The sequence below is a fragment of the Vibrio sp. Y176 genome (assembly GCF_033438945.1).
The window spans coordinates 1-640 of the sequence record NZ_JAWOQS010000691.1; the positions used below are offsets into that span (position 1 = coordinate 1).

Annotated in this window: 1 pseudogene; it reads right to left on the reverse strand. The window is 48.4% G+C overall.

The features are described from left to right. Positions 1–640: pseudogene (locus tag R7O13_RS28105) on the reverse strand (exopolyphosphatase); the annotation flags it as partial.

The window sequence follows — 640 nt, forward strand, 5'->3', positions numbered from 1 at the left end:
GCTTACTCAGACGCTTTGCTGTAATTAAACCGTCTTCAAAGCCCAGCCCAATCAATACCTCTTGAATCGCTTTGATGGTTCCTGATGAGCCGAGTGCAATATCCCAACCTTTCTTGCGGTATTTGGTCGCGATGGACTCTAACTTTTGTTCGGCAGCGAGCATGGCTTTGCTGAAGTTTTTGCTCGATAACTTGCCATTTTTGAAGTACTGCTGTGTAAAGCTGACGCAGCCCATCTGTTTGCTATTAAGCAGTTCTGGCTCGAACTCTTGTCCGATGATCATCTCGGTGCTGCCACCGCCAATATCGACCACCAGTTTAGAATTAGATTCCACTTGAGTGTGTGCGACACCTAAGTAAATTAGGCGCGCTTCTTCCTCTCCCGGAATAATCTCTATCGGGAACGGCATGACTGCTTTTGCACGTTGGATAAACAAATGCGCGTTTTTCGCTCTTCTTAGCGTGTGTGTAGCAGCGATGCGCACATTGGATTCCTCAAAGCCTTGCAGCCTCTCTGCGAACATCGCAAGACACTCCAACGCTCGCTCCATGGAGGCGTGACTTAAATTCAATTCATTGTCTAGGCCAGAGGCTAAACGAACCCTCTGTTTATGGCGACTGATGAGCTGTAGGTCGCTGCC